Raw genomic sequence first — 23,646 nt, forward strand, 5'->3', positions numbered from 1 at the left:
GACCGCCGGGCGCCTTACAACTTTACGGACCCGACACCCGTTCGATAATCGCAGGTCGCGGGTGAGCGTATGCGAACCCCGACAATCGACGGTGCGACCAGATGTCGGGGTTCGCATACGCTCACCCGCGACCTACGGCGGGAGGCCTTACGCCAACTCTTCGACCTTTTCCTCGCGTTTTTGGCCTTTCGGCTCGGCATAGTCGAAATCCAGGCCGTCGCCTTCCTTGTTCAGGATGACGCGCACGGCCCCGCCCTTCGACAGTTTGCCGAACAGCAGCTCCTCGGCCAGCGGCTTCTTCACATATTCCTGGATCGTGCGGGCCAGCGGGCGGGCGCCCATGACAGGGTCGTAGCCCTTCTTGGCCAGCCATGCACGCGCCCCGTCGGTCAGTTCGATGGTCACACCCCGGTCGGTCAGCTGGGCCTCCAGCTCCATTACGAACTTGTCCACCACACGGGCCACCACATCGGGACCCAGATTGCCGAACGGGATGATGGCATCCAGACGGTTGCGGAATTCCGGCGTGAAGGTCTTGTTGATGGCTTCCTGATCGTCGCCGGTGCGCACACCGCTGCCGAAACCGATGGCATGCTTGGCCATGTCGGACGCGCCGGCATTGGTGGTCAGGATCAGGATGACGTTGCGGAAATCGACGATCTTGCCGTTATGGTCCGTCAGCTTGCCATGGTCCATCACCTGCAACAGGATGTTGTAGATGTCGGGATGCGCCTTCTCGATCTCGTCCAGCAGCAGCACGCAATGCGGATGCTGGTCGATGGCATCGGTCAGCATGCCGCCCTGGTCGAACCCGACATAGCCCGGCGGTGCGCCGATCAGGCGGCTGATCGTGTGGCGCTCCATATATTCGGACATGTCGAATCGGATCAGCTCGATCCCCAGCGTGCGGGAAAGCTGCTTGGCCACCTCCGTCTTGCCGACGCCGGTGGGGCCGGAGAACAGGTAATTGCCAATGGGCTTTTCCGGTTCGCGCAGACCTGCGCGCGCCAGCTTGATGGCCGACACCAGCGCCTCGATGGCCGGGTTCTGGCCGAAGACCATGGTCTTCAGGTCGCGCTCCAGGTTCAGCAGCACTTCCTTGTCGTCGCGGCTGACCGACTTGGGCGGGATGCGCGCGATCTTGGCGACCACGGCCTCCACATCCTTCTGGGTGATGGTCTTCTTGCGCTTATTTTCGGGCAGCATGGTCTGTGCCGCCCCGACCTCATCGATCACGTCGATGGCCTTGTCGGGCAGCTTGCGGTCGCCGATATAGCGCGCCGACAGTTCCACCGCCGACCGGATGGCGTCCTTGGTGTAGCGCACCTTGTGGTGCGTCTCGTAATAGACCTTGATGCCGTCCAGGATCTTGATCGCATCCTCGATCGACGGCTCATTGACGTCGATCTTCTGGAACCGGCGCACCAGGGCGCGATCCTTCTCAAAATAGGACCGGTATTCCTTATAGGTCGTGCTGCCGATGCAGCGCAGGGCACCCGACGCCAGGGCCGGCTTCAGCAGGTTGGACGCATCCATGGCCCCGCCGCTGGTGGCGCCGGCGCCGATGACGGTGTGGATCTCGTCGATGAACAGGATGGAGCCTTCCATCGCCTCCAGCTCCGACACCACGGCCTTCAACCGCTCCTCGAAATCACCCCGGTAACGTGTGCCGGCTAGCAGCGAGCCCATGTCGAGCGAGTAGATGGTGGCCTTGCGCAGAATCTCCGGCACCTCACCCTGCACGATGCGGCGCGCCAGCCCCTCGGCGATGGCGGTCTTGCCCACGCCGGGATCGCCCACATAGAGTGGGTTGTTCTTCGACCGGCGGCACAGGATCTGGATAGTGCGCTCCACCTCCTGCTCACGCCCGATCAGGGCGTCGATCTTGCCGGACAGGGCCTTCTTGTTCAGGTTGACGCAATAGGCTTCCAGCGCCTCCGTCCCCTTTTTCACCACCTTCTCGGCATGCGCCTCTTCATCGGCACCCGACACGCGCTTCGGCTCTGCCCGACCGGGCGCCTTGGCAATGCCGTGGGAGATGTAGTTGACGGCGTCGAAACGGGTCATCTCCTGCTCCTGCAGGAAATAGACGGCGTGGCTTTCACGTTCAGAGAACAAGGCGACCAGGACGTTGGCGCCCGTCACTTCCTCCCGACCGGAGCTTTGCACATGGATGGCGGCGCGTTGCAGCACGCGCTGGAACCCGGCGGTGGGCTTGGCATCGTCCTGGCGGGTCGTGACCAGATTGGACAGTTCCCCGTCCAGATATTCGACCAGCTCTGCCTTCAGCTTCGCCACATCCACGCCGCAGGCCCGCAGCACGGCCAGCGCGTCCTGGTCCTCCGTCAGCGCCAGCAGCAGATGTTCCAGCGTCGCATACTCGTGACGCCGTTCGTTGGCGTTGGCCAGGGCCCGGTGGAGGGTCTGTTCGAGATTCCGCGACAGCATGATGCGCTAATCCTTTTCCAGGGTGCACTGTAACGGGTGCTGGTGCTGACGGGCGAAGTCCATGACCTGGGTCACCTTCGTTTCCGCCACTTCATAGGTGAACACGCCGCAGACGCCGACGCCACGCCGATGGACATGCAACATGATCCGCGTCGCTTCATCACGGTTCTTGTTGAAGAAGCGTTCAAGGACATGCACGACGAACTCCATGGGGGTGTAGTCGTCATTCAGCATCAGCACCTTGTACATGGCGGGCTTCTTCGTCTTGGGCTTGGCCTTCACGACCACGCCTGTCGACGTCCCCCCATTCCCGTGCTTGTCATCCTCAGCCATGGCAGTTAACGATCAATTGATGGGTCCCCTCTTGCGCCCTCTGATCATATGAAATGATTGGGCCCGGTTGGAAGGGCGTATCTGCATTGCCCGAAAGGTTTTGACGGATACTTGAAAAGGGAAGGGGGCGATGCCAGTGCGGCGCGGCATCGGGCCACAATCATGCCCCTCGCCGCCCCCGGTACCGGCTGCTATAAGGCGCGGACCTATGCCAGCCGGGATGCCCCCCTAATTGACCGACCTCGCCCAATATCTCGACGCCGTCCTTCTGGGCCTGCTGGAAGGGTTGACGGAGTTCATTCCCGTCTCCTCCACCGGGCATCTGATCCTGCTGGGAGAGATGCTGGGCTTCAAAGGCCAGGCGGAGGATCTGTTCAAGGTGGTGATCCAGCTGGGCGCCATCCTTGCCATTCTGCTGGTCTATTTCCAGAAGCTCTGGGGCGTGGTGCGCGGGCTGGCGCAGGGCAATGGCGAGAGCTACCGGTTCACCGCCGCCATCCTGTTGGCCTTCCTGCCCGCCGCCGTGATCGGCGTCTTCGCGCATTCCTATATCAAGAGCGTGCTGTTCAACCCGACCGTGGTGTCGATCGCCCTGATTACCGGCGGCATCGCCATCCTTCTGGCCGAACGGCTGGTGCCAAAGCCGCAACATTTCGCGGTGGAGGCGTTCCCGCCCAAACTGTCGCTGTCCATCGGCTTTGCCCAATGTCTGGCCATGATCCCCGGCGTGTCGCGGTCGGGCGCCACCATCATCGGCGCGCTGCTGATGGGGGTGGAACGCAAGGCGGCCGCGGAGTTCAGCTTCTTCGTGGCCATTCCCACCATGCTGGGGGCTGCCACCTATGACCTGTACAAGAACCGGGAGGTTCTGGCCATCGACAGCGTCGGCATGATTGCCGTGGGCTTCATCGTGGCTTTCCTGTCGGCCCTGCTGGTGGTGCGCTGGCTGGTGGCCTTTGTGGGAAGGCACGGTTTCGCGCCGTTCGCCTGGTACCGCATCATCATCGGCAGCATCATGCTGGCCTGGCTGACCTTCTTCGCAGGCTGATCCCATGGTTGACCGCCCGACCCTGTCGCTGAAACCGAAGCCCGCACCCCAAGCCCCCGTGAAGGCGCGGCGCAAGCCGTTTCGCATCGGCGGCCTGCCGGCGGTATCGGCCCTGTTCGACCGCGATCCCGACCGGGCGGAGAAGCTGTTTTTCGACGAGCGGCTGAAACATGCGGCGGCCCCCTTTTGCACCCGCATGGCGGCGGCCCGCAAACCCTTCCGGCTGGTCCCATCCGAAGAGCTGGAAAAGATTGCCGGTTCGGCCATGCATGGCGGCATCGTGGTGGAGGCATCACCCCGGCCGGTTCTGCCCTTCACCCTGGAACTGGCCCAGGGCTGGGCGGTGGCGGGGCAGCCGCTGCTGATTCTGGATGGGGTGTCGAACCCGCATAATCTGGGCGCCATCGTGCGCACCGCCGCCTTCTTTGGCGTCGACCGTATCCTCATTTCCGATCATCCGGGACAGGCCCTGCCGTCGGAGGCGGCCTATCGCGTGGCGGAAGGCGGGTTCGAATATGTGAACCTGCACCGTGCCACCGGCTTTGCCGCCACCTTGAAGGCGCTGGGCGGCCTATATCGCACTATCGGTACCGCCCTGGGACCGTTCCCGGCCCTGTCCGACCTGTCGCGGCAACCGGGCGGAAAGCCCGTGGCCGTGGTCATGGGGAATGAGGAACATGGCATGCCGCCCGACAGTCAGGCCGCCTGCACCGACCTTGTCACCATCGCCGGCAGCGGCTGGGTGCAGTCGCTGAACGTGTCTGCGACCACGGCCATCCTGGTATTCCTGATGACGAAGGGTTAATACTCACGGCGTGAGATCGTGACCGCTGATCTTCGCAATGGCTTTGTGTAGCGCGGATTAGGCGAAAGCCGTAATCCGCGGAAACCCCGGCACCGTTGCCCCGCGGATTACGCTGGCGCTAATCCGCGCTACGTCCAATGCTGGGCTGAAATCATCCGTTGCCGGTGCCCAGCGGCAAGGTCACGTGGCATTTCAGCCCCGTTGCGGCCCAATCCATGTCGATCTTGCCGCCCAGTTGATGGCGCAGCACCTGACCCAGCAGGGTGGAGCCGAAGCCCTTGCGGGTGGGCGGTGCCGTCACCGCGGGGCCACCGGTTTCCGTCCAGGTCAGTTCCAGAACGTTGCGGCGGACCGTCCAATCGACTGTCACCTGTCCGTCGGGGCGGGACAGCGCACCATGCTTGGCCGCATTGGTGGCCAGTTCATGGAACACCAGGCCCAGCGATTGCACCATGTCCGCCCCCAGGCGGACGCGCGGACCGCGCAGGGTCAGTTGCGACGGTTCCGCCGCAAAGGCCTGCACCTCATCCTCCACCAACCGTTCCAGATCGGCACCCGACCAGGAGGCCTGGGCCAGCAGGGAGTGCGACCGCGCCAGGGAGGAGATGCGGCCTTCCACGGCGCTGGTGAAGGCCTCGATACTGTCGGCCCGGCTCAACCTCACCACGGCCTGCGCCACGGCCAGTGCGTTCTTGGCGCGGTGATCGACCTCGCGCATCAGCAGGCGCTGGCGGTCTTCCGCCTCGTACCGGCCCGTCACATCCATGGCGGTGGCGGTACAGCCGATGATGCGCCCATCCTCGTCCCGGATGGGCACGGCATTGACGGACAGGATCTGCCGCGCGCCCGTCTTGGGGTCGCGCAGGGCATATTCGCCGTCACGCACCTCTTCCCCCGCCAGGGCGCGGGCAGTAGGAAAATCCACACTGGCCATGGGGCGACCATCCAGGGCCGTCGCATGCCAGATGGCAGCGTCATGGCGCACGCCGATGATGGCCTGTCGTGACAGACCCAGAATACGCTCGGCAGCGGCATTCACATCAGTGAAACGCCCGTCGGGTCCGATCTCCATGATGGCGACCGGGGCCGTGCTGACCAGCCGGCTCAACCGTTCCTCGCTGCGGCGCAGATCGTCCAGCGCGATGTCCAGATGGGCCGTGCGTTCGCGTACGCGTGCCTCCAGCGCCACGTTGGAGCTGCGCAGTTTGCCCTGCGCCACCTCTGCCTGCCGCGTCTGGCGCAGGGCGATGGCCGCCAGCGGCAACAGCATCAGCGTGGCCAGCAAGGCGAAGCTGAAATGGCCCAGTGCCGACCAGCCCCAGTCGGAGCGCAGACCCGCCGTGGAGATGCCATAGACCACGCGCACCGGCACACGGTCGACATCGGCCACGGCATAGAGCCGCTCCTGCCCGTCGAAGGGCGACAGGGCGGTGACGAGGCCGGAGGTCTGATCACGCTGCGCCACCAGATCGGCGACATTGCCCAGCGTCAGCCCCGCATCCGCCGTGGCCGGGTGGCGCACCAGCACCTCCCCGTCATTGCGGACCAGCATCACCTCCACATCCGGGCGGGTCGCGACGCTGGCATAGAAGGATTCGAAATAGGCAGGCCGCATCGATACCTGGACAACGCCCAGGAACGATCCGTCATGCGCCTCCACACGGCGGGACAGGGCGAAGAATAATTCCGGGTTCAAACGGCCTGCCAGGCGCGTGCTGACATGCGGGCCAGCATTCTGGCTCTGGTGCGAGATGAAATAGTCGCGGTCAGCGACATTCAGATCCGGTGCCGGCCAGCGCAGGGTGCTGACCCGCACCTTGCCGCTGGCATCCGCCAGCCAGTAGGACTGCACCTCGGGCGCCTCGCTGGCCAGATCACGCAGCCATTCATGCAGGTGCGGGGTGCCGGCCACCGCATCCCAACCCTGGCTACGCACCAGCCATTCGGCATTGCGCAGGACAAGGGCATGCGCCCCCATCAGCCGGGCCGCATGCTCGGCCAGCTGATCCGCCTCTGTCCGCGTGTCGATGGTGGCCCGCTCCATCACGCGGGCACGACCCAGCAGCAACTCCCCCCCGAACAGCGCCAGGGCGACAAGCAGCGCCATTAGCGCCAGCCAGACGACGGCGCGGGACGGATTGGCCTGACGCAACGGCTGCGTCGGCGCGGCGGGATGGTCGAAGATGTCCTGCACGCTGATCGACCTCGCTGGGTGCTGTATAGCTGATACGCCCTGTGACCTGTGTCCGTGAAGCTGTTTCATCGGTAGAGGCGGACCTATGACGAACCGCATAGGAACCCGCGCCACGCCGGGCCGGCACGCGCAAAGCGGCGGTTGTTTCGTCCGGTTCCTGCGTTTATGGTGCGCCGCCTTTTGAAAGCAGTTTGGAAGTCCACCTGCATGACCAGCGCCCCGATCCAAGCCGCCACCCGCATCGACCACCGCTTTGCCGCGCTGAAGGCGGAAGGCCGGGCCGGCCTTGTCACCTTCATCACCGCCGGTGATCCCGACCATGAGACCAGCCTGGCCCTGCTGAAGGGCCTGCCGGCTGCCGGGGCCGATGTCATCGAACTGGGCATGCCCTTCACCGATCCCATGGCTGATGGTCCCGCCATCCAGGCGGCGGGCCTGCGCGCGCTGAACAATGGCGCCCGTATGACCCGAACGCTTGATATGGTGCGGGAGTTCCGTAAGGGCGACGATGAAACGCCGGTGGTCCTGATGGGGTACTACAATCCCGTCTATTCCTATGGCGTCGAGCGGTTCCTGGCCGATGCCAAGGCGGCGGGCGTGGATGGCCTGATCGTGGTCGACCTGCCGCCGGAAGAAGACACCGAACTGTGTGTTCCCGCGCTCAAGGCCGGTGTCAATTTCATCCGCTTGACCACGCCCACCACCGATGACGCGCGCATGCCCGCCGTGCTGGCCAATACCTCGGGCTTTGTCTATTACGTCTCCGTCACCGGCATCACCGGTGCCGGCAGCGCCAGTGCCGGTGCCATTGACGAGGCGGTGGCCCGTCTGCGCCGCCATACCGACCTGCCGCTGGCCGTCGGTTTCGGTATCACGACGCCGGAGGCAGCTGCCGCCGTCGCCCGCGTGGCCGACGCCGCCGTGGTGGGCAGCGCCATCGTGCGCCAGGTGGAGGTCAACCTGGACGCCGAGGGCAAGCCCACTGCCGCCCTGGTGCCCAACGTGCTAGACTTCGTGAGGGCGCTGGCCCAGGGCGTGCGTACCGCCCGGGGGTGAGCGCAGTAGCTGCGAGGTGATGCGATGTCTTACGCGTTCGATCTGGACGATGAAATCGAATCTCCCCCTCTTTCACGCGAAGAGGTCGTTGCCGAGTTGCAGGACTGGCAACGGCACCTGACGTCGCTGTTCGATACCCTTGTGTCGTGGCTTCCCGATGACGGATCATTTATTTCATGGCGTGGTGAAAGATCCATTCTTGAAAGTCAGATGCGTCAGGTCGGTCTCGGCTTCCAAATGTTTCCGGCATTGACTGTTAAGAATGCAGCAACCGGCGAAGGGATGCAGTTTCTCCCGGAAGCTCGTTGGGTGCTGTTGACACGGGGACGACTGTTCTTGTTCCACCCGTTGGGCAAGACCTATATCGAGGACCATGGACAGCCGGGTGCGCCCGACTGGCGTTTCTATCCTTATCGTGACCGGGGGAAGAATACGCCGTTGACGCGGGAGGAGTTCCAACTGCTGCTCGAGGGGCTGCGGTGAGGTATTTCGATGTGGTCGAGGCTGCGTTCCTGGAAGCTGACGCGGTGCTGTCGGCGGGGGCAATCAGGTCTCAAACGTCATCGGGCCTTTTGTCCATTGATGTCCAATACGTGAATGAAAGAGCTTATTTCGTCCTGCTGGTGGCGCAGTTTGAGGATTTGGTGAATGAGGCGGTTGGCACCATTATCACCGCAGCCCAGAAATCACCCGACTGGCGCCATCGGGAAATCTGGAAAGCTGTTGTTCCTCGGACCAATCGCATCCAGGACATTCCCTTCAAAACCCGTCTTGCTCTGTTGATCGACAGACAGAGGGTTGAGTATGGGGACGCCTGCGGACTATATGATGTCCGCAATCAGATCGCCCACGGCAGGCTGGACAATCCGGTTAGTATCCAGACCGCCATCAACCAGTTGCGGGCCGTCGCGTCGCTTATCCAGGAAGTCCCATGAACTGGCTGACCAATTTCGTCAAACCGAAGATCCAGGCCCTCGTCTCCAAGAAGGAGGTCCCGGACAATCTCTGGCACAAGTGCCCGTCCTGCGGCGCCATGCTGTTCCACCGCGATCTGGAGGAGCAGTTGCATGTCTGTCAGCATTGCGGCCACCATATGCGCCTGGACCCCGTGCGCCGGCTGAAGACGCTGTTCGACGCGGGTTACCAGACGATCGAACTGCCCAAGGTGGTGGTCGATCCGCTGAAGTTCCGCGATCAGAAGCGCTACACCGACCGCCTGAAAGAGGCGCAGTCAAAGACGGGCCGTCAGGACGCCATAGTCGTGGCCCATGGCAAGATCAACGGCCAGGGGGCGGTTGCCGCCGTCTTCGACTTCAATTTCATGGGCGGGTCCATGGGCATGGCCGTGGGTGAGGGGCTGCTGGCCGCCGCCCGTCTGGCCGTGTTGCAGCAGGTGCCGCTGATTGCCATCCCGTCCTCGGGCGGCGCGCGTATGCAGGAGGCGATCCTGTCGCTGATGCAGATGCCGCGTACCGTTATCGCGGTCGAAATGGTGAAGGAAGCGGGCCTGCCCTATATCGTGGTCCTGACCGACCCGACCACGGGCGGCGTCACGGCCAGCTTTGCCATGCTGGGCGACATCCATATTGCCGAGCCGGGCGCGCAGATCGGCTTTGCCGGCGCCCGCGTGATCGAAAGCACGATCCGCGAGACGTTGCCCGAGGGGTTCCAGCGGTCGGAATATCTGCGCGACCATGGCATGGTGGACATGGTGGTCCATCGCAAGGAACTGCGGGAGACGCTGGGCCGTGTCATCGACCTGCTGCGCCGTCCCGGCCCCACCGCCGATATCGTGAAGATCGGCCGGGGCAGCGACCGTGGCGGCCGCAAGCCCGCCGGTTCCGGCCCGGCGGTCAGCGCCATCCAGGGTGGCGCTGGCTATCAATGATCAAGGCGCCGCCGCTGCTGCCCGCCTCCCCCCGGCTGGAGGCGGCGCTGGATCGGATGCGGCAGTTGCATCCGGTGATCATCGACCTGTCGCTGGGCCGGATTGAACGGCTGCTGGCGGCGCTGGGCCATCCGGAACGCCGCCTGCCACCGACGGTTCATGTGGCCGGCACCAACGGCAAGGGCAGCACCGTCGCCTTTCTGCGCGCCATGGCGGAGGCGGCGGGCCACCGGGTCCATGTCTATACCTCCCCGCATCTGGTGCGCTTCAACGAGCGTATCCGGCTGGCGGGATCGCTGATCGGTGATGATGACCTGGCCGACATCCTGGAAGAGGTGGAGAAGGCCAATGACGGCCATCCCATCACCTTCTTCGAGGTGACGACGGTCGCCGCCTTCCTGGCCTTTGCCCGCGTGCCCGCCGACCTGCTGATCCTGGAGGTGGGCCTGGGCGGGCGGCTGGATGCCACCAATGTCATCGACGCGCCGGTGGTCAGCCTGCTGACCCGCATCTCCCTGGACCATACGCAGTTCCTGGGTCCAACCCTGCGCGACATCGCGGGGGAGAAGGCGGGCATCATCAAGCCGGGCCGTCCGGCGGTTGCGGGGCCACAGGCCGACCCGGTGGCCAACACGGTCTTTGCCGAGCGGGCCACCGCCCTGTCGGCGCCCCTGTTCCTGCATGGGCGCGACTGGTCCGTGGCGGCGACCGACACGGGTTTCCGATTTCAGGATGCCGCCCGTACCCTCGACCTGCCGCCGCCCGGCCTGATGGGCGCGCATCAGGTGGACAATGCCGGCCTGGCCATCGCGGCCACGGACCATCTGCCGCTGACCATTGGGGGGGATGCCATCCGCCGGGGTCTGGTGGCCGTGGAATGGCCGGCGCGGTTGCAGCGCCTGACGCGCGGCCCCTTGCCCGACCTGTTGCCCCTGGGGTGGGAACTGTTCCTGGATGGCGGGCATAATGACAGCGCGGGTGAGGTTCTGGCCCGGCAGCTGGCCCGCTGGAATGCAGATGGCCGCCCGCTGGACATGGTCTTCGGCATGCTGGGGTCAAAGCGGCCCCTTGATTTCCTCACCCCCCTGGCCCCGTATGTGCGCCGCCTGCGCGCCGTGGCCATTCCGGGCGAACCCAACAGCGTGACGGCGGAAGACGCCGCCGCCTTCGCCCGCGCCGCCGGCATGGACGCAGCGGCCAGCCCCGATGCGGCGGCGGCGGTCGCCGAACTGGCGACACTGGCCGGGCAGGGGCAGCCAGGAAGACTGCTGATCTGTGGCTCGCTCTATCTGGCGGGCACGGTCCTGGCCCTGAACGCATGAAAAAGCCCCCGAAGCTTGAAGCTTCGGGGGCTTTTTCAGTACAATCGGGAACCGATCAGAGACTGTTCTCGATCCAGGTCTTCAGCTGCTGCTTGGGCAGGGCGCCGACCTTGGTGGCGGTGACCTGACCGTCGCGGAAGATCATCAGGGTCGGGATGCCGCGCACGCCATACTTGCCCGGCGTACCCGGATTCTCATCGATATCCATCTTGGCGATGGTCACCTGACCGTCCAGCTCGGTGGCCAGCTGTTCCAGGCTGGGGGCCAGCATCTTACAGGGGCCGCACCATTCGGCCCAGAAATCGACCAGAATCGCGCCGGAACCTTTCAGGACGTCGGCATCGAAGCTGGCGTCGGTAACATGAATGATATCAGCCATTTTTCCCTCGGAGGGTTCGTGTCATGGGTGCGGGCCATCCTGTGCGCCGCCTCTCGACAGGAAATGTAGGCACCCGCCCGCCACGGGGTCAAGCCGCTGCACACCGCACCCCTGCGCTGCACCATGCGTGGCTTGAAATCGTCGGTTGGGTTAACGGAAAACTGTCCAACTATCTAAAATACGATATATAACAAAGGCCATACCGCGCGAGCGGTGTCGAAAGGCGGGACGGATCGGCCAGACATGACGGATCAAGGGGACAGCGGGCGCACCCGCAAGATGATGGAGGATTTCGCGCCCGCGACATTCGAGGAGCGCGGCGTCACCGTCCCCTTCACGACCCCGTTGCTCAGTCAGGCGCGCCTGCGCCGTGACCAGGATGACCGGTTCGAATTCCTGCTGCCCAATTTCACGGCCGGCAAGGGCACCTATGTCCTGCCCTGGAAGGGGCTGCCCAACGTCATGACCCTGACGCTGCATGATCGGCTGCTGTTCGAGGAGATCGAACAGCTGGAAACCCATTCGCCCGAACAGATCCGTGCCTGCGCCCTGACGGTGCAGGCGACCGGTGTCTGTGGGCCGGAACCCGCGACGCGGGCCGCCGAACTGCTGGATCAGGACGGGCAGTATCTGGTGCTGACGCAGTTCATCCTGGTCACCGAACTGCTGAAGCTGGTGAATATCAGCGCCGCAGACCTGTTGCGGCCCGGCATGACGGCGGATGACAGCAAGCGTGTCGCCCGTCAGGCCCTGGCCAAGGTGGCGGCCATGGTCGATATCCCGCCCGACGACATGACGACCCGTGTGGATCAGATCGGTGAGGCGGTGTCGCCCGTCGGCCTGCCACAGGCGCCAAAGGCCGGGCGTCTGCGGTCTCTGGCCGACCGGCTGCAGGCCTTTGCCCAGGGTACCCAGCATTTCGCCGATACCGACCCGTCGGAGGCGGCGATGCTGGGCAATTATATTGCCACCGTTGCCAACCATACGCTGACCCTGGCGCGGCAGCGGATCGGTAAGCTGGACGCCGCCTGCCGCGACGCGCGCCAGATCGTGAATGACGCGCCGAAGCTGCACCGTGTCATCGGGGAATCGGTGGGCCGCATCTCCTGGCTTTTGGATGGCTGGGAATTCCTGATCGCCATGTGGGAAAGCGTGAAGGACGGGCCGTCGGCCACCAAGCAGACGACCATCACCGACATTTCCCGCCTGCTGCCCATGATCCCGAAAGAGGAGATCAGCGCCGCCACTGACGCCCTGGACCTGGACGCCATTCAGCGCCTGCAGAAGAAATGGGTGCGCGTGAACCAGGACTGGCGCACCGGTGTCCTGGATATGGATGCCGTCATGCGGCTTGAATCCCTCAAAGCGGCCATGAGCTGAGGGGGGCGGAGCATGACCGACAAAGCCAAGCCCGCCACTCCCGCTCCGCCCCCTGGAAAGCCCAGTGATTGGGCGGCGTTGGGCACAGACGTGCTGCGGCTGCCCGACCGCAAACTGCTTCAGATCTATCGCCTGCTGGAGCAGGTCGGCGACAAGCCGGAAATTTCAGACGCTTTCGAGGCGATGCGTCCACGCCTGACCACGCTGCGTCCGCCGCGCCGGCCCGCCTTGTCGCGCCTGTTCTTCCTGCCGGCAGAGGACATGTTGGATGATGCTCTGCATTACACCCGCCGTCTGAACCGCATCTGCCGCGCCACCCTATCGCCCTGCTGGACCGCGGTGAAGGAGCATATCCCTGCCGCCGTGCAGCAGGAGGTGCAGCGCGAGATGGCGGGGATCGATTACCGCGACGGCGCTGCCATCGCCATCATCTGCGACCCGCTGTGGCAGGCGGGTGTGGAGGCCTTGGCCAAGGTCATCGCTGAATGCCAGAACAACCTGAAATACAAGCTGAACCTGTTCGGTCGCGACGATGATGTGCAGCGGCAGTTGGACACGCTGCGTCAGATCCTGGCGGTCGCGTTCCGGGTGGAAAAGCTGAAGGCGGCCCTGCCGCCGCGCCCCATTCTGGATTTGGCCGAATCGCATGTGGAAATCATCCGCAACAACTTGATCGAGCTGGGCAAGGAAGAAGCGGCCCTGACGCAGCCCCTGCTGCTAGTCCTCGCGTCCCGCATGCAGCGTCCGGGTGAGTTGCTGCGCATGCTGGGCGAGGTACGCCTGGGTGGCACGGCGGCGGAGAAGGAGAGCCTGACCAAGGAAATGTCGGGCTATGTCGTGGGCAACCTGCTGCGTCAAACCGGCGATTTCGACCGGGAGAATCCGGGGATCACCGGCGATCCATCCAGTCTGGCGGCGGCTGCCGAACGGCTGACCGACGGTCTGAACTCCGTCAACGACACGGTCCAGGGGCTGCGCGACAAGGAGATCACGTCCAAGGTCAAGAATGCCCGGGCGGAGATCGCACAATTCGTGCTGAAAAATATCTGCGCCGATGTCGACAAGGGTCTGACCGAGGCCCTGTTCAGCCATGAAGGCTTGCCCAGCGATGAGGAAGTGAAGAAGGCCGAACAGTTCGCGATGGCCCTGCGCCGGTCGTCCAAGCTGGCGGGACCGCTGGGTATTCAGCGCGAGGTGGCGGCCAAGATCACCGAGGCACGGACGCAAGTGGTGAACAATACGCTGGCCACCCTGCGCAATGCGCCTCGCAACCGCGACGGCTCCATGGGGCCGGAAGGCCAGCGCCAGATGTTCAACGGCCTGCGCATGGTGGAAATCCTGGCCGGCTCGGACGAGGCGGAACGCCTGTTCCGGGATTGGAAGTCGCAGTTCCGGTAAGCAATGCGGCCTTTTCAGGCGGCCCGGCGTTTTTAGGGAACATCAACAGCTTCATTGCGGGCGGCGGTGCATCTGCTACCCTCTGCGTCCGTTTTGGCAGCAGAGGGGCGCCGGTGATGGCCGCCATTGTCCGCATCGAAACCGACAGTTTCGGCCCGATCGAGGTGCCGGCGGACCGTTATTGGGGTGCCCAGACCCAGCGGTCCTTGCAGAATTTCAAGATCGGTGGCGAACGTATGCCGCCGGCCCTGATCCGGGGTCTGGGCATCGTCAAGAAGGCCGCCGCCAAGGCCAATGTCACGCTGGGACAGCTGGACCCCGCCCTGGCCGACGCCATCATGCGCGCGGCGGATGAGGTGATCGACGGCACCCTGATTGACCATTTCCCGCTGGTCGTCTGGCAGACCGGGTCCGGCACCCAGACCAACATGAACGCCAATGAGGTCATCTCTAACCGCGCCATCGAAATGCTGGGCGGGCAGATGGGGTCGAAAAAGCCGATCCACCCCAATGACCATGTCAACCGGGGCCAAAGCTCCAATGACAGTTTCCCCACCGCCATGCATATCGCGGCGGCAGAACGCATCCATCACGACCTGATCCCCGCCCTGGAACAGCTGCACGCCGCCCTGGCGGCCAAGGCGGCGGAGTTCGCGGATGTCGTGAAGATCGGGCGCACGCACCTGCAGGACGCCACGCCCATGACGCTGGGTCAGGAATTTGGCGGCTATGCGCAGCAGGTGGCCTATGGCATCGACCGGGTGAAGGCGGTGCAGCCGGCCCTGCTGCGCCTGGCCCAGGGTGGCACGGCGGTGGGCACGGGCCTGAACACTGCCAAGGGTTTTGACGTGGCCTTCGCGCAGGAAGTGGCCGCCATCACCGACCTGCCCTTCATCACGGCGCCCAACAAGTTCGAGGCGCTGGCCGCCCATGACAGCATCGTGGAGGCATCGGGCGCGCTGAATACCGTTGCTGTCTCCTTGATGAAGATCGCCAATGACATCCGCCTGCTGGGTTCCGGCCCGCGCAGCGGCATCGGGGAGATCAGCCTGCCGGAAAATGAACCCGGCAGTTCCATCATGCCCGGCAAGGTGAACCCCACCCAGTCGGAAGCCATGACCATGGTGGCGGCCCAGGTGATGGGCAACCATGTGACCATCACCCATGCCGGCGCCACCGGCCATTTCGAACTGAACGTGTTCAAGCCGGTGCTGATCTATAACCTGCTGCAATCGATCAAGCTGATCGCCGATGCCAGCCGGTCCTTTGCCGAAAACTGCGTCATTGGCATCACGGCCAATATCGACCGGATCAGCCGCCTGATGGGTGAAAGCCTGATGCTGGTCACGGCGCTGAACCCCCATATCGGCTATGACAATGCCGCCAAGATCGCCAAGAAGGCGCATCATGAGGGCACAACCCTGCTGGAGGCCGGGATGGCCCTTGGCCTACTGACTGAGGCGCAGTTCCGGCAATGGGTGCGGCCCGAGGATATGGTGCATCCGGGGTGAGGGGGCGCCCCCTTTGCCCCCGTAGCGCGGATTAGGCGATAGCCGTAATCCGCGGAGCAACGTTGGTGCATTTCCGCGGATTACGCTTCGCTAATCCGCGCTACGCCCTGCCCACTAAACGGGCCGCCTGCCTCAATAAAATCACCAATAGTCCTGTTTCGGACCTATTTGCGCACCTGCGAACGGTTCGCAATGCACGGTATGCGCAAATGCAACGGAACTATGCAGGGTAAAATGGTCAGTAATGCTGACCTAACGCTAAAAAACTGCTGGCAGGGGCTGATTTTCCGTTTTATATGAACCTTACCGGCGCCATTCGGGAAAGGGGATTACCCGCCTGTTGGCGCCGTTTCCAACGGTGCGGGGCGTTTGGCCCTTCGCACTGCGGCAAGGGAAGGGGCCCGGCCCCGTTTGACGGTAAGGATTGGTTCCATGGCGACGCAGAAGATGCTGGGCTTTGTTCACACCGACCAGCGCATGCCCGAAAAGCGCGAGGCTGAGACCCGCCGCCTGGATTTCAACGAGATTTATGCCCGCTTCACCGATACCGGCGCGGTTGAACAGTCCAACCGCTGCTCGCAGTGTGGCGTGCCCTTCTGCCAGGTGCATTGCCCCGTCTCCAACAACATCCCCGACTGGCTGAAGCTGACGGCGGAAGGTCGGTTGGAAGAGGCGTATGAGCTGTCGCAGGCCACCAACAACCTGCCCGAAATCTGTGGCCGCATCTGCCCGCAGGACCGGCTGTGCGAAGGCAATTGCACCATCGAGCAGTCGACCCACGGCACGGTAACCATCGGTGCGGTGGAGAAGTACATCACCGACACGGCCTTTGATAATGGCTGGGTCAAGCCCATCGTGCCGCGTGTCGAACGCGAACAGTCGGTCGCCATCATCGGCGCCGGTCCCGCCGGCCTGGCCGCCGCTGACCAGCTGCGCAAGAAGGGCTATCAGGTCCATGTCTATGACCGGTATGACCGGGTCGGCGGCCTGCTGATGTATGGTATTCCGGGCTTCAAGCTGGAAAAGGATGTGGTCATCCGCCGCTGGAAGCTGCTGGAGGAATCGGGCGTCAAGTTTCACTTGGGTGTGGAAATCGGCCGCAATACCGACATGCGGACCCTGCGCGCCCAGCATGATGCGGTTCTGATCGCCACCGGCGTTTACAAGGCCCGCGATCTGGGCGGCCCCGGTTCCGGTCTGGACGGCATCGTTCCGGCCCTGGATTACCTGACGGCCAGCAACCGCAAGAGCCTGGGCGATACCGTCCTGGATTTTGAGACGGGCAAGCTGAACGCCAAGGGCAAGAACGTCGTCGTCATCGGCGGCGGCGATACCGCCATGGATTGCGTGCGTACCGCCATCCGCCAGGGGGCGATGTCGGTGAAGTGCGTCTATCGCCGCGACCGCAAGAACATGCCCGGCAGCCAGCGCGAAACCGCCAATGCCGAGGAAGAAGGCGTGGAATTCGTCTGGCAGACGGCGCCGGAAGGTTTCACTGGCGACGCGCATGTCACGGGCGTGAAGGCCTTCAAGATGCATATGGGTGTGGCCGACGCCACGGGCCGTCAGACCCCGATGCCCATCGAAGGCTCCAACTTCACGATGGATGCCGATCTGGTGATCAAGGCCCTGGGCTTTGATCCCGAGGATATCCCCAGCCTGTTCGGCGTACCGGAACTGAAGGTCAGCCGTTGGGGCACGGTACAGGTGAAGTATGCCACCATGATGACCAACCTGGAGGGCGTCTTCGCCGCCGGCGACATCGTGCGCGGCGCCTCCCTGGTTGTCTGGGGCATCAAGGATGGCCGCGACGCCGCCGTCGGCATCCATAACTACATCCAGGCGAAGATCGCCCAGGGCGTGGCGGTGGCGGCGGAGTAAGCGATGCCGACCGTCGCATGGATCATGGGCTTCGCCATCGTTTTCTTCTACGATGACCATGGTGAACCCCACTTCCACATCAGAGGTAGAGGTACCACCGCCAAGATAATGCTGGCGGATCTGTCTCTGGCGGAAGTGAAGGGAGAATTGACGACCCGCGAATTGCGGGAGATTCGGACATGGGCGCGCCGCCATTTGCCGGCCCTTTATCAGGCCTGGACGAATGCGCGCGCACAGCAGCCGATCCCGATGATCAAGGAGTGAGGCCATGTACTGGATTGAAGAGGCGACGGCCAATCCCGACTTCACCGTGACCATCCGCTGGAAACACGGCGCCACATCGACGGTGGATTTTAAAGGGAACATCGAGAAGGGAGGCGTCTGTACGGTCATGGCAGACCCAGCCTTCTTCACCACGAAAATGTATGTGGGTGGGGATGGTTACTACCTTGGGTGGCCTGAGGAGATTGACTTCAGCGCCGATAGCCTTTGGTATCGCACCCATCCTGAAGACCTGAAGCGCGACTATCCCGACGCCGCCGCCGAGTAACCCTGAGACACAAGAAAGACCCGACCGCACCATGCTCCGCCTCTACGACAACCTCTCCTCCGGGAACGGCTATAAGTGCCGCTGGCTGCTGACGCAGCTTGGCCTCCCGTTTCAGCGGGTGGAGATGGATACTGATGCGGGTGAGACGCGGACGGAGGCTTTCCTGGCGCTGAACCCCAACGGGCGCATCCCGCTGCTGCGGCTGGCGCCCGGTGATTTTCTGGGCGAAAGCAATGCCATCCTGCGCTGGCTGGCCGAGGACACCACGTTCTGGCCGGATAACCGCCGGGACAAGGCCGCCGTCCTGCAATGGCTGTTCTGGGAACAGTATAGCCATGAGCCCAACATCGCGACCGCGCGGTTCTGGATCACCCATAAGGTGGCGATGGACCCCGAACGCATCCATGCCCTGATCGTGAAGCGCGAGCAGGGGCATGCCGCCTTGCGGCTGATGGAGCGCCACCTGACGGGCCGTGACTGGTTCGTGGGGCAGGGCGCCACCATCGCCGACATCGCACTCTACGCCTACACCCATGTGGCGGAGGAGGGGGGCTTTGACCTTGCCCCCTATCCCGCCATCCGCGACTGGCTGGACCGGTTTGCCGCCCAGCCGAACCACATCAAGATCACAGACGCCGTGGGCACGCCCGTGCCCCTGGCCGATGCGCTGACTTCTGAACAGAGGGCCTGACCATGACCGACGCCACCATCAACGCCGGTGAGATTTTCGCGGCGGAATACACCGCCAACAAGGCCCTGCTGGATACCACCGCCTTTGTCGATACCGAACAGCACGACGCCTGCGGCGTCGGCTTCGTGGCTGCCATCGATGGCAAGCCCCGGCGCGAGGTGGTGGAAAAGGCCGTGGAGGCGCTGAGGGCGCTCTGGCACCGTGGTGCGGTCGATGCCGACGGCAAGACGGGCGACGGCGCCGGCATCCATGTGCAGCTGCCCCAGGCCTTCTTTCGCGAACATGTCGTCCGCACCGGCCATCCGGAGCCCAAGGGCCTGATCGCCGTCGGCCAGGTCTTCCTGCCGCGCACCGACCTGTCGGCGCAGGAACGCTGCCGCGCCATTGTCGAGACGGAAATCCTGAACTGGGGCTACACCATCTATGGCTGGCGCCAGGTGCCCATCGATATCTCGATCATCGGCGAGAAGGCCAACGCCACAAGGCCCGAGATCGAACAGATCATGGTCGGCAATGACGGCACCGTCTCTGACGAGCAGTTCGAGCGCGACCTCTACATCATCCGCCGCCGCATCGAAAAGGCGGTGGCCGGTGAACAGATCGGCGGCTTCTATATCTGCACGCTGTCGGCCCGCTCCATCATCTATAAGGGCATGTTCCTGGCCGAACAGCTGACGGCCTTTTATCCGGACCTGCTGGACGCGCGGTTTGAGAGCAATTTCGCCGTCTATCACCAGCGCTACTCCACCAACACCTTCCCGACCTGGCAGCTGGCCCAGCCCTTCCGCACGCTGGCCCATAATGGTGAGATCAACACCCTGCGCGGCAATGTCAACTGGATGAAGGCGCATGAGACGCGCATGTATTCCGAGGCGTTCGGCGCGCATGTGGAGGATCTGAAGCCCGTCATCCAGGTCGGTTCGTCGGATTCCGGCGCGCTGGATGCCGTGTTCGAGCTGATGCTGATGTCCGGTCGTTCGGCCCCCATGGTGAAGACCATGCTGGTACCCGAGGCCTGGTCGAACAAGGAAGTGATGCCGCAGGCCCACCGCGACCTGTACAGCTACGCCAATGCCGTGATGGAGCCGTGGGACGGTCCGGCGGCGCTGGCCATCTATGATGGTCGCTGGGTTGTGGGTGGTGTGGACCGTAATGGCCTGCGCCCGCTGCGCTATGTCATCACCGGCGACGGCCTGATCATCGGCGGGTCGGAGACCGGCATGGTCAAGATCAACGAACAGGCCGTGGTGGAGAAGGGCCGCCTGGGTCCGGGGCAGATGATTGCCGTCGACCTGAAGGAAGGCAAGCTGTTCCACGACCGCGAGATCAAGGACAACCTGGCCTCCGGTCGCCCCTATGGCCAATGGATTGGTGAGATCACGGTCCTGGACGATCTGGTCAAGAAGGCTCCGGTGGAGCCGGCGGAACTGTCCAAGGATGAGCTGCGCCGCCGTCAGCTGGCCTATGGCATCACCATGGAGGATCTGGAGCTGATCCTGCAGCCCATGGTCGATGACGCCAAGGAAGCCGTTGGATCGATGGGTGACGACAGCCCCATCGCGGTTTTGTCCGACAAGTATCGCGGCCTGCACCATTATTTCCGCCAGAACTTCGCCCAGGTCACCAACCCGCCCATCGACAGCCTGCGCGAAACCCGCGTCATGTCGCTGAAGACGCGTCTGGGTAACCTGGGCAACATCCTGGACGAGGATTCGACCCAGTGCCGCCTGTTGCAGCTGGAAAGCCCCGTGCTGACCAGTGCGGAATTCCGCGCCATGCGCAAATATATGGGCGCGACCGCGGCGGAGATCGACTGCACCTTCGAACCGGCTTCCGGCCCCAACGCCCTGCGCGATGGTCTGCGCCGTATCCGTCAGGAGGCGGAGGATGCGGTACGTGGCGGTGCCACCCATGTCATCCTGACGGATGAGGCGATGACGGCCAACCGCGCGCCCATGCCGATGATCCTGGCGACCGGTGCCGTCCACACCCATCTGATCCGTCAGCAGCTGCGCACCTTCACCTCACTGAATGTGCGGTCGGGCGAATGCCTGGACGTGCATTATTTCGCGGTGCTGATCGGCGTCGGCGCCACCACCGTCAATGCCTATATCGCCCAGGAAGCCATCGCCGACCGCCACCGCCGTGGCCTGTTCGGCACGATGAGCCTGGAGGAGTGCCTGAAGCGCTACAAGAAGGCCATCAATGACGGTCTGCTGAAGGTCATGTCCAAGATGGGCATTTCCATCATCAGCTCCTATCGTGGTGGCCTGAATTTCGAGGCTATCGGCCTGTCGCGCTCCCTGGCTGCGGAATATTTCCCCGGTCTGCCGTCCCGCATCTCCGGCCTGGGCCTGAATGGCGTTCAGGAAGAGGTCGTGGGCCAGCACAAGATCGCCTATGACGAGGATGTGGTGGCCCTGCCGGTCGGCGGCTTCTACCGCTTCCGCAAGGGCGGCGACCGCCACGCCTGGGAAGGTGGCCTGATCCACCTGATGCAGACGGCGGTGGGCACTGACAGCTTCTCCACCTTCAAGAAATATTCCGAGGCGCTGCACAAGCGTCCGCCCATCAACCTGCGCGACCTGCTGGATTTCAAGCCGGCGGAAAAGTCGGTGCCGGTGGATGAGGTGGAAAGCATCACCTCGCTCCGCAAGCGTTTCATCACGCCAGGCATGTCGCTGGGCGCCCTGTCGCCCGAGGCACATGGCACCCTGAACGTGGCCATGAACCGCATCGGCGCCCGCTCGGTCAGCGGGGAGGGTGGCGAGGACCCGGCACGTTTCAAGCCCGACGCCAATGGCGACAACTGGAACAGCGCCATCAAGCAGGTGGCCTCTGGCCGCTTCGGCGTGACGGCGGAATATCTGAACCAGTGCCGCGAGATCGAGATCAAGGTGGCCCAGGGTGCCAAGCCCGGTGAAGGCGGGCAGCTGCCCGGCTTCAAGGTCACCGAACTGATCGCCAAGCTGCGCCACTCCACGCCGGGCGTGATGCTGATCAGCCCGCCGCCGCATCATGACATCTACTCGATCGAAGACCTGGCGCAGCTGATCTATGACCTGAAGCAGATCAACCCGACGGCCAAGGTCTGCGTGAAGCTGGTGTCGCGGTCCGGTATCGGCACCATCGCCGCCGGCGTGGCCAAGGCCGGTGCGGACATCATCCTGGTCGCCGGTCATAATGGCGGCACCGGTGCCTCGCCGCAGACCTCGGTCAAATATGCGGGCGTGCCGTGGGAAATGGGCCTGTCGGAAGTGCAGCAGGTGCTGACGCTGAACCGTCTGCGCCACCGCGTGACCCTGCGCACCGATGGCGGCCTGAAGACGGGCCGTGACATCGTGATGGCCGCCATGCTGGGTGCCGAGGAGTTTGGTATCGGCACGGCGGCCCTGGTCGCCATGGGCTGCATCATGGTCCGCCAGTGCCATTCCAACACCTGCCCCGTCGGTGTCTGCGTGCAGGATGAAGACCTGCGCCAGAAGTTCACGGGCACGCCGGAAAAGGTCGTCAACCTGTTCAGCTTCATCGCGGAGGAAGTGCGCGAGATCCTGGCGAACCTGGGCTTCCGCGAGCTGCGTGAAGTGGTGGGCCGTTCGGACCTGCTGCATCAGGTCAGCCGTGGTGCCGCCCATCTGGACGATCTGGACCTCAACCCGCTGCTGTCGGTGGCCGATCCGGGTGAATATGCCCGCTACTGCACGCTGGTTGGCCGCAACGAGGTGCCGGACACGCTGGACGCCCAGATGATCAAGGACGCCAAGGCCTTGTTCGAAGTGGGTGAGAAGACCCAGATGCAGTATCACGCCCAGAACACGCATCGCGCCATCGGCACGGCGCTGTCGGGCATGATCACCCGCAAGTTCGGCATGAAGGGCCTGCAGCCCGGCCACGCCACGGTCCGCCTGCGCGGCTCGGCGGGTCAGTCGCTGGGGGCCTTCGCGGTGCAGGGGCTGAAGCTGGAAGTGTTCGGCGATGCCAATGACTATGTCGGCAAGGGCCTGTCGGGCGGCACCATCGTGGTGCGTCCGCTGACGGCCAGCCCGTTGAAGACCAACGAGAATACGATCATCGGCAACACCGTCCTGTACGGTGCCACGGCGGGCAAGCTGTTCGCGGCGGGGCAGGCGGGTGAGCGTTTCGCGGTGCGCAACTCCGGCGCCACGGTCGTGGTCGAAGGCTGCGGTTCCAACGGCTGCGAGTATATGACGGGCGGTCTGGCCGCCATCCTGGGCAAGGTCGGCGACAATTTCGCCGCCGGCATGACGGGCGGCATGGCCTATGTCTATGACGAGGAGGGCCAGTTCCCGCTGTTCGTGAACCCGGAAAGCGTCATCTGGCAGCGCCTGGAGGTCCCGCATTACGAGGATCAGTTGAAGGCCCTGATCCAGGAACATATCGACGAGACGGGCAGCCGCTGGGCCGCCCAGCTTCTCAACGACTGGGAACTGGTGCGGGGCAAGTTCTGGCAGGTGGTCCCGAAGGAGATGCTGAACCGGCTGCCGATCCCTGTTACGGCAGCGGAACGACTGAGCGCCGAGTAAGACCAAGTAAGGATAGGGGGCCGAAAGGCCCCCTTTTCTTTTGGGCGTGCGACTCGGGAAGCGAGGCTTTCTGCGGCTTGCGAGTCGCAGGTGAGAATCGCAAGTCGAATCTATCCTTACTTGGGATGCGGCGGGAGTCGGTAAGGAGAGGGCAGCCAGATTGCGCGGCCTGGATTGAATATCTTTTCCGTTTACATCATATAATTATAGTCCTCCGC

Annotated in this window: 19 protein-coding genes; 15 read left to right on the forward strand and 4 right to left on the reverse strand. The window is 63.8% G+C overall.

The features are described 5' to 3' along the window. Window positions 1-147: 147 nt before the first annotated feature. Both clpA and clpS read right to left on the reverse strand, forming a co-directional pair. The gene (gene clpA / locus ACODSP_RS18990; protein ID WP_488967122.1) at window positions 148-2,448 is read right to left on the reverse strand and encodes an ATP-dependent Clp protease ATP-binding subunit ClpA; all 2,301 of its coding nucleotides are present in this window, start codon (window positions 2,446-2,448) and stop codon (window positions 148-150) included. A gap of 6 nt (window positions 2,449-2,454) precedes the next feature. Continuing rightward, window positions 2,455-2,781 carry an ATP-dependent Clp protease adapter ClpS gene (clpS, locus tag ACODSP_RS18995; protein WP_054165869.1) on the reverse strand — a complete coding sequence of 109 codons (327 nt, stop codon included), beginning with the start codon at window positions 2,779-2,781 and terminating at the stop codon, window positions 2,455-2,457. A gap of 232 nt (window positions 2,782-3,013) precedes the next feature. Here clpS and ACODSP_RS19000 point away from each other — a divergent pair, with 232 nt between their 5' ends. Together ACODSP_RS19000 and ACODSP_RS19005 are read left to right on the forward strand one after the other, a co-directional pair. Continuing rightward, window positions 3,014-3,829 (forward strand): undecaprenyl-diphosphate phosphatase, encoded by an 816-nt coding sequence (locus tag ACODSP_RS19000; protein ID WP_488967123.1) that lies wholly within the window; start codon window positions 3,014-3,016, stop codon window positions 3,827-3,829. A gap of 4 nt (window positions 3,830-3,833) precedes the next feature. Next, on the forward strand, window positions 3,834-4,634 hold the full coding sequence (locus ACODSP_RS19005; RefSeq protein ID WP_488967124.1) for a TrmH family RNA methyltransferase: 801 nt from the start codon (window positions 3,834-3,836) through the stop codon (window positions 4,632-4,634). A gap of 151 nt (window positions 4,635-4,785) precedes the next feature. Here the strand turns inward: ACODSP_RS19005 and ACODSP_RS19010 are convergent, their stop codons facing one another. Beyond that, window positions 4,786-6,828 carry an HWE histidine kinase domain-containing protein gene (locus ACODSP_RS19010; protein WP_488967125.1) on the reverse strand — a complete coding sequence of 681 codons (2,043 nt, stop codon included), beginning with the start codon at window positions 6,826-6,828 and terminating at the stop codon, window positions 4,786-4,788. Between the two features lie 207 nt (window positions 6,829-7,035). On the opposite strand from ACODSP_RS19010, the gene trpA reads away from it, so the two are divergent. From trpA to ACODSP_RS19035, 5 genes are read left to right on the forward strand one after another with little or no spacing between them, the layout of a single operon-like run. After that, window positions 7,036-7,884, forward strand: coding sequence for a tryptophan synthase subunit alpha (trpA, locus tag ACODSP_RS19015; RefSeq protein ID WP_488967126.1), 849 nt, complete (start codon window positions 7,036-7,038; stop codon window positions 7,882-7,884). A 24-nt stretch (window positions 7,885-7,908) separates the two neighbouring features. Next, window positions 7,909-8,367, forward strand: a complete 459-nt coding sequence (locus tag ACODSP_RS19020; protein ID WP_488967127.1) for a hypothetical protein — start codon at window positions 7,909-7,911, stop codon at window positions 8,365-8,367. Beyond that, window positions 8,364-8,819 carry a hypothetical protein gene (locus ACODSP_RS19025; RefSeq protein ID WP_488967128.1) on the forward strand — a complete coding sequence of 152 codons (456 nt, stop codon included), beginning with the start codon at window positions 8,364-8,366 and terminating at the stop codon, window positions 8,817-8,819. The genes ACODSP_RS19020 and ACODSP_RS19025 overlap by 4 nt, the downstream gene beginning before the upstream one ends. Further along, the gene (accD, locus tag ACODSP_RS19030) at window positions 8,816-9,772 is read left to right on the forward strand and encodes an acetyl-CoA carboxylase, carboxyltransferase subunit beta (protein ID WP_488967129.1); all 957 of its coding nucleotides are present in this window, start codon (window positions 8,816-8,818) and stop codon (window positions 9,770-9,772) included. The genes ACODSP_RS19025 and accD overlap by 4 nt, the downstream gene beginning before the upstream one ends. After that, window positions 9,769-11,094 (forward strand): bifunctional folylpolyglutamate synthase/dihydrofolate synthase, encoded by a 1,326-nt coding sequence (locus tag ACODSP_RS19035; protein ID WP_488967130.1) that lies wholly within the window; start codon window positions 9,769-9,771, stop codon window positions 11,092-11,094. The genes accD and ACODSP_RS19035 overlap by 4 nt, the downstream gene beginning before the upstream one ends. Before the next feature lie 55 nt (window positions 11,095-11,149). On the opposite strand, the gene trxA is transcribed toward ACODSP_RS19035, so the two are convergent. Then, entirely contained in the window at window positions 11,150-11,473 is a 324-nt protein-coding gene (trxA, locus tag ACODSP_RS19040) for a thioredoxin TrxA (protein WP_054165877.1), read from the reverse strand. Window positions 11,474-11,716: 243 nt separating this feature from the next. Here trxA and ACODSP_RS19045 point away from each other — a divergent pair, with 243 nt between their 5' ends. The 8 genes from ACODSP_RS19045 (at window position 11,717) to gltB (ending at window position 23,428) form a co-directional block, all read left to right on the forward strand. Then, window positions 11,717-12,853, forward strand: coding sequence for a hypothetical protein (locus ACODSP_RS19045; RefSeq protein WP_488967131.1), 1,137 nt, complete (start codon window positions 11,717-11,719; stop codon window positions 12,851-12,853). Between the two features lie 12 nt (window positions 12,854-12,865). Continuing rightward, on the forward strand, window positions 12,866-14,251 hold the full coding sequence (locus tag ACODSP_RS19050) for a hypothetical protein (protein ID WP_488967132.1): 1,386 nt from the start codon (window positions 12,866-12,868) through the stop codon (window positions 14,249-14,251). A 116-nt stretch (window positions 14,252-14,367) separates the two neighbouring features. Then, on the forward strand, window positions 14,368-15,762 hold the full coding sequence (fumC, locus tag ACODSP_RS19055; protein WP_488967133.1) for a class II fumarate hydratase: 1,395 nt from the start codon (window positions 14,368-14,370) through the stop codon (window positions 15,760-15,762). A gap of 432 nt (window positions 15,763-16,194) precedes the next feature. Next, the gene (locus ACODSP_RS19060) at window positions 16,195-17,643 is read left to right on the forward strand and encodes an NAD(P)-dependent oxidoreductase (RefSeq protein WP_488967134.1); all 1,449 of its coding nucleotides are present in this window, start codon (window positions 16,195-16,197) and stop codon (window positions 17,641-17,643) included. Between the two features lie 3 nt (window positions 17,644-17,646). Beyond that, complete coding sequence (locus ACODSP_RS19065; RefSeq protein WP_488967135.1) at window positions 17,647-17,907, forward strand: DUF4160 domain-containing protein; 261 nt, start codon at window positions 17,647-17,649, stop codon at window positions 17,905-17,907. A gap of 4 nt (window positions 17,908-17,911) precedes the next feature. Next, window positions 17,912-18,193, forward strand: a complete 282-nt coding sequence (locus ACODSP_RS19070) for a DUF2442 domain-containing protein (protein WP_488967136.1) — start codon at window positions 17,912-17,914, stop codon at window positions 18,191-18,193. Window positions 18,194-18,224: 31 nt separating this feature from the next. Next, window positions 18,225-18,884 carry a glutathione S-transferase family protein gene (locus tag ACODSP_RS19075; RefSeq protein ID WP_488967137.1) on the forward strand — a complete coding sequence of 220 codons (660 nt, stop codon included), beginning with the start codon at window positions 18,225-18,227 and terminating at the stop codon, window positions 18,882-18,884. Between the two features lie 2 nt (window positions 18,885-18,886). Continuing rightward, window positions 18,887-23,428 (forward strand): glutamate synthase large subunit, encoded by a 4,542-nt coding sequence (gene gltB / locus ACODSP_RS19080; protein ID WP_488967138.1) that lies wholly within the window; start codon window positions 18,887-18,889, stop codon window positions 23,426-23,428. Window positions 23,429-23,646 lie beyond the last annotated feature (218 nt).

This window comes from Niveispirillum sp. FG156, assembly GCF_057809555.1.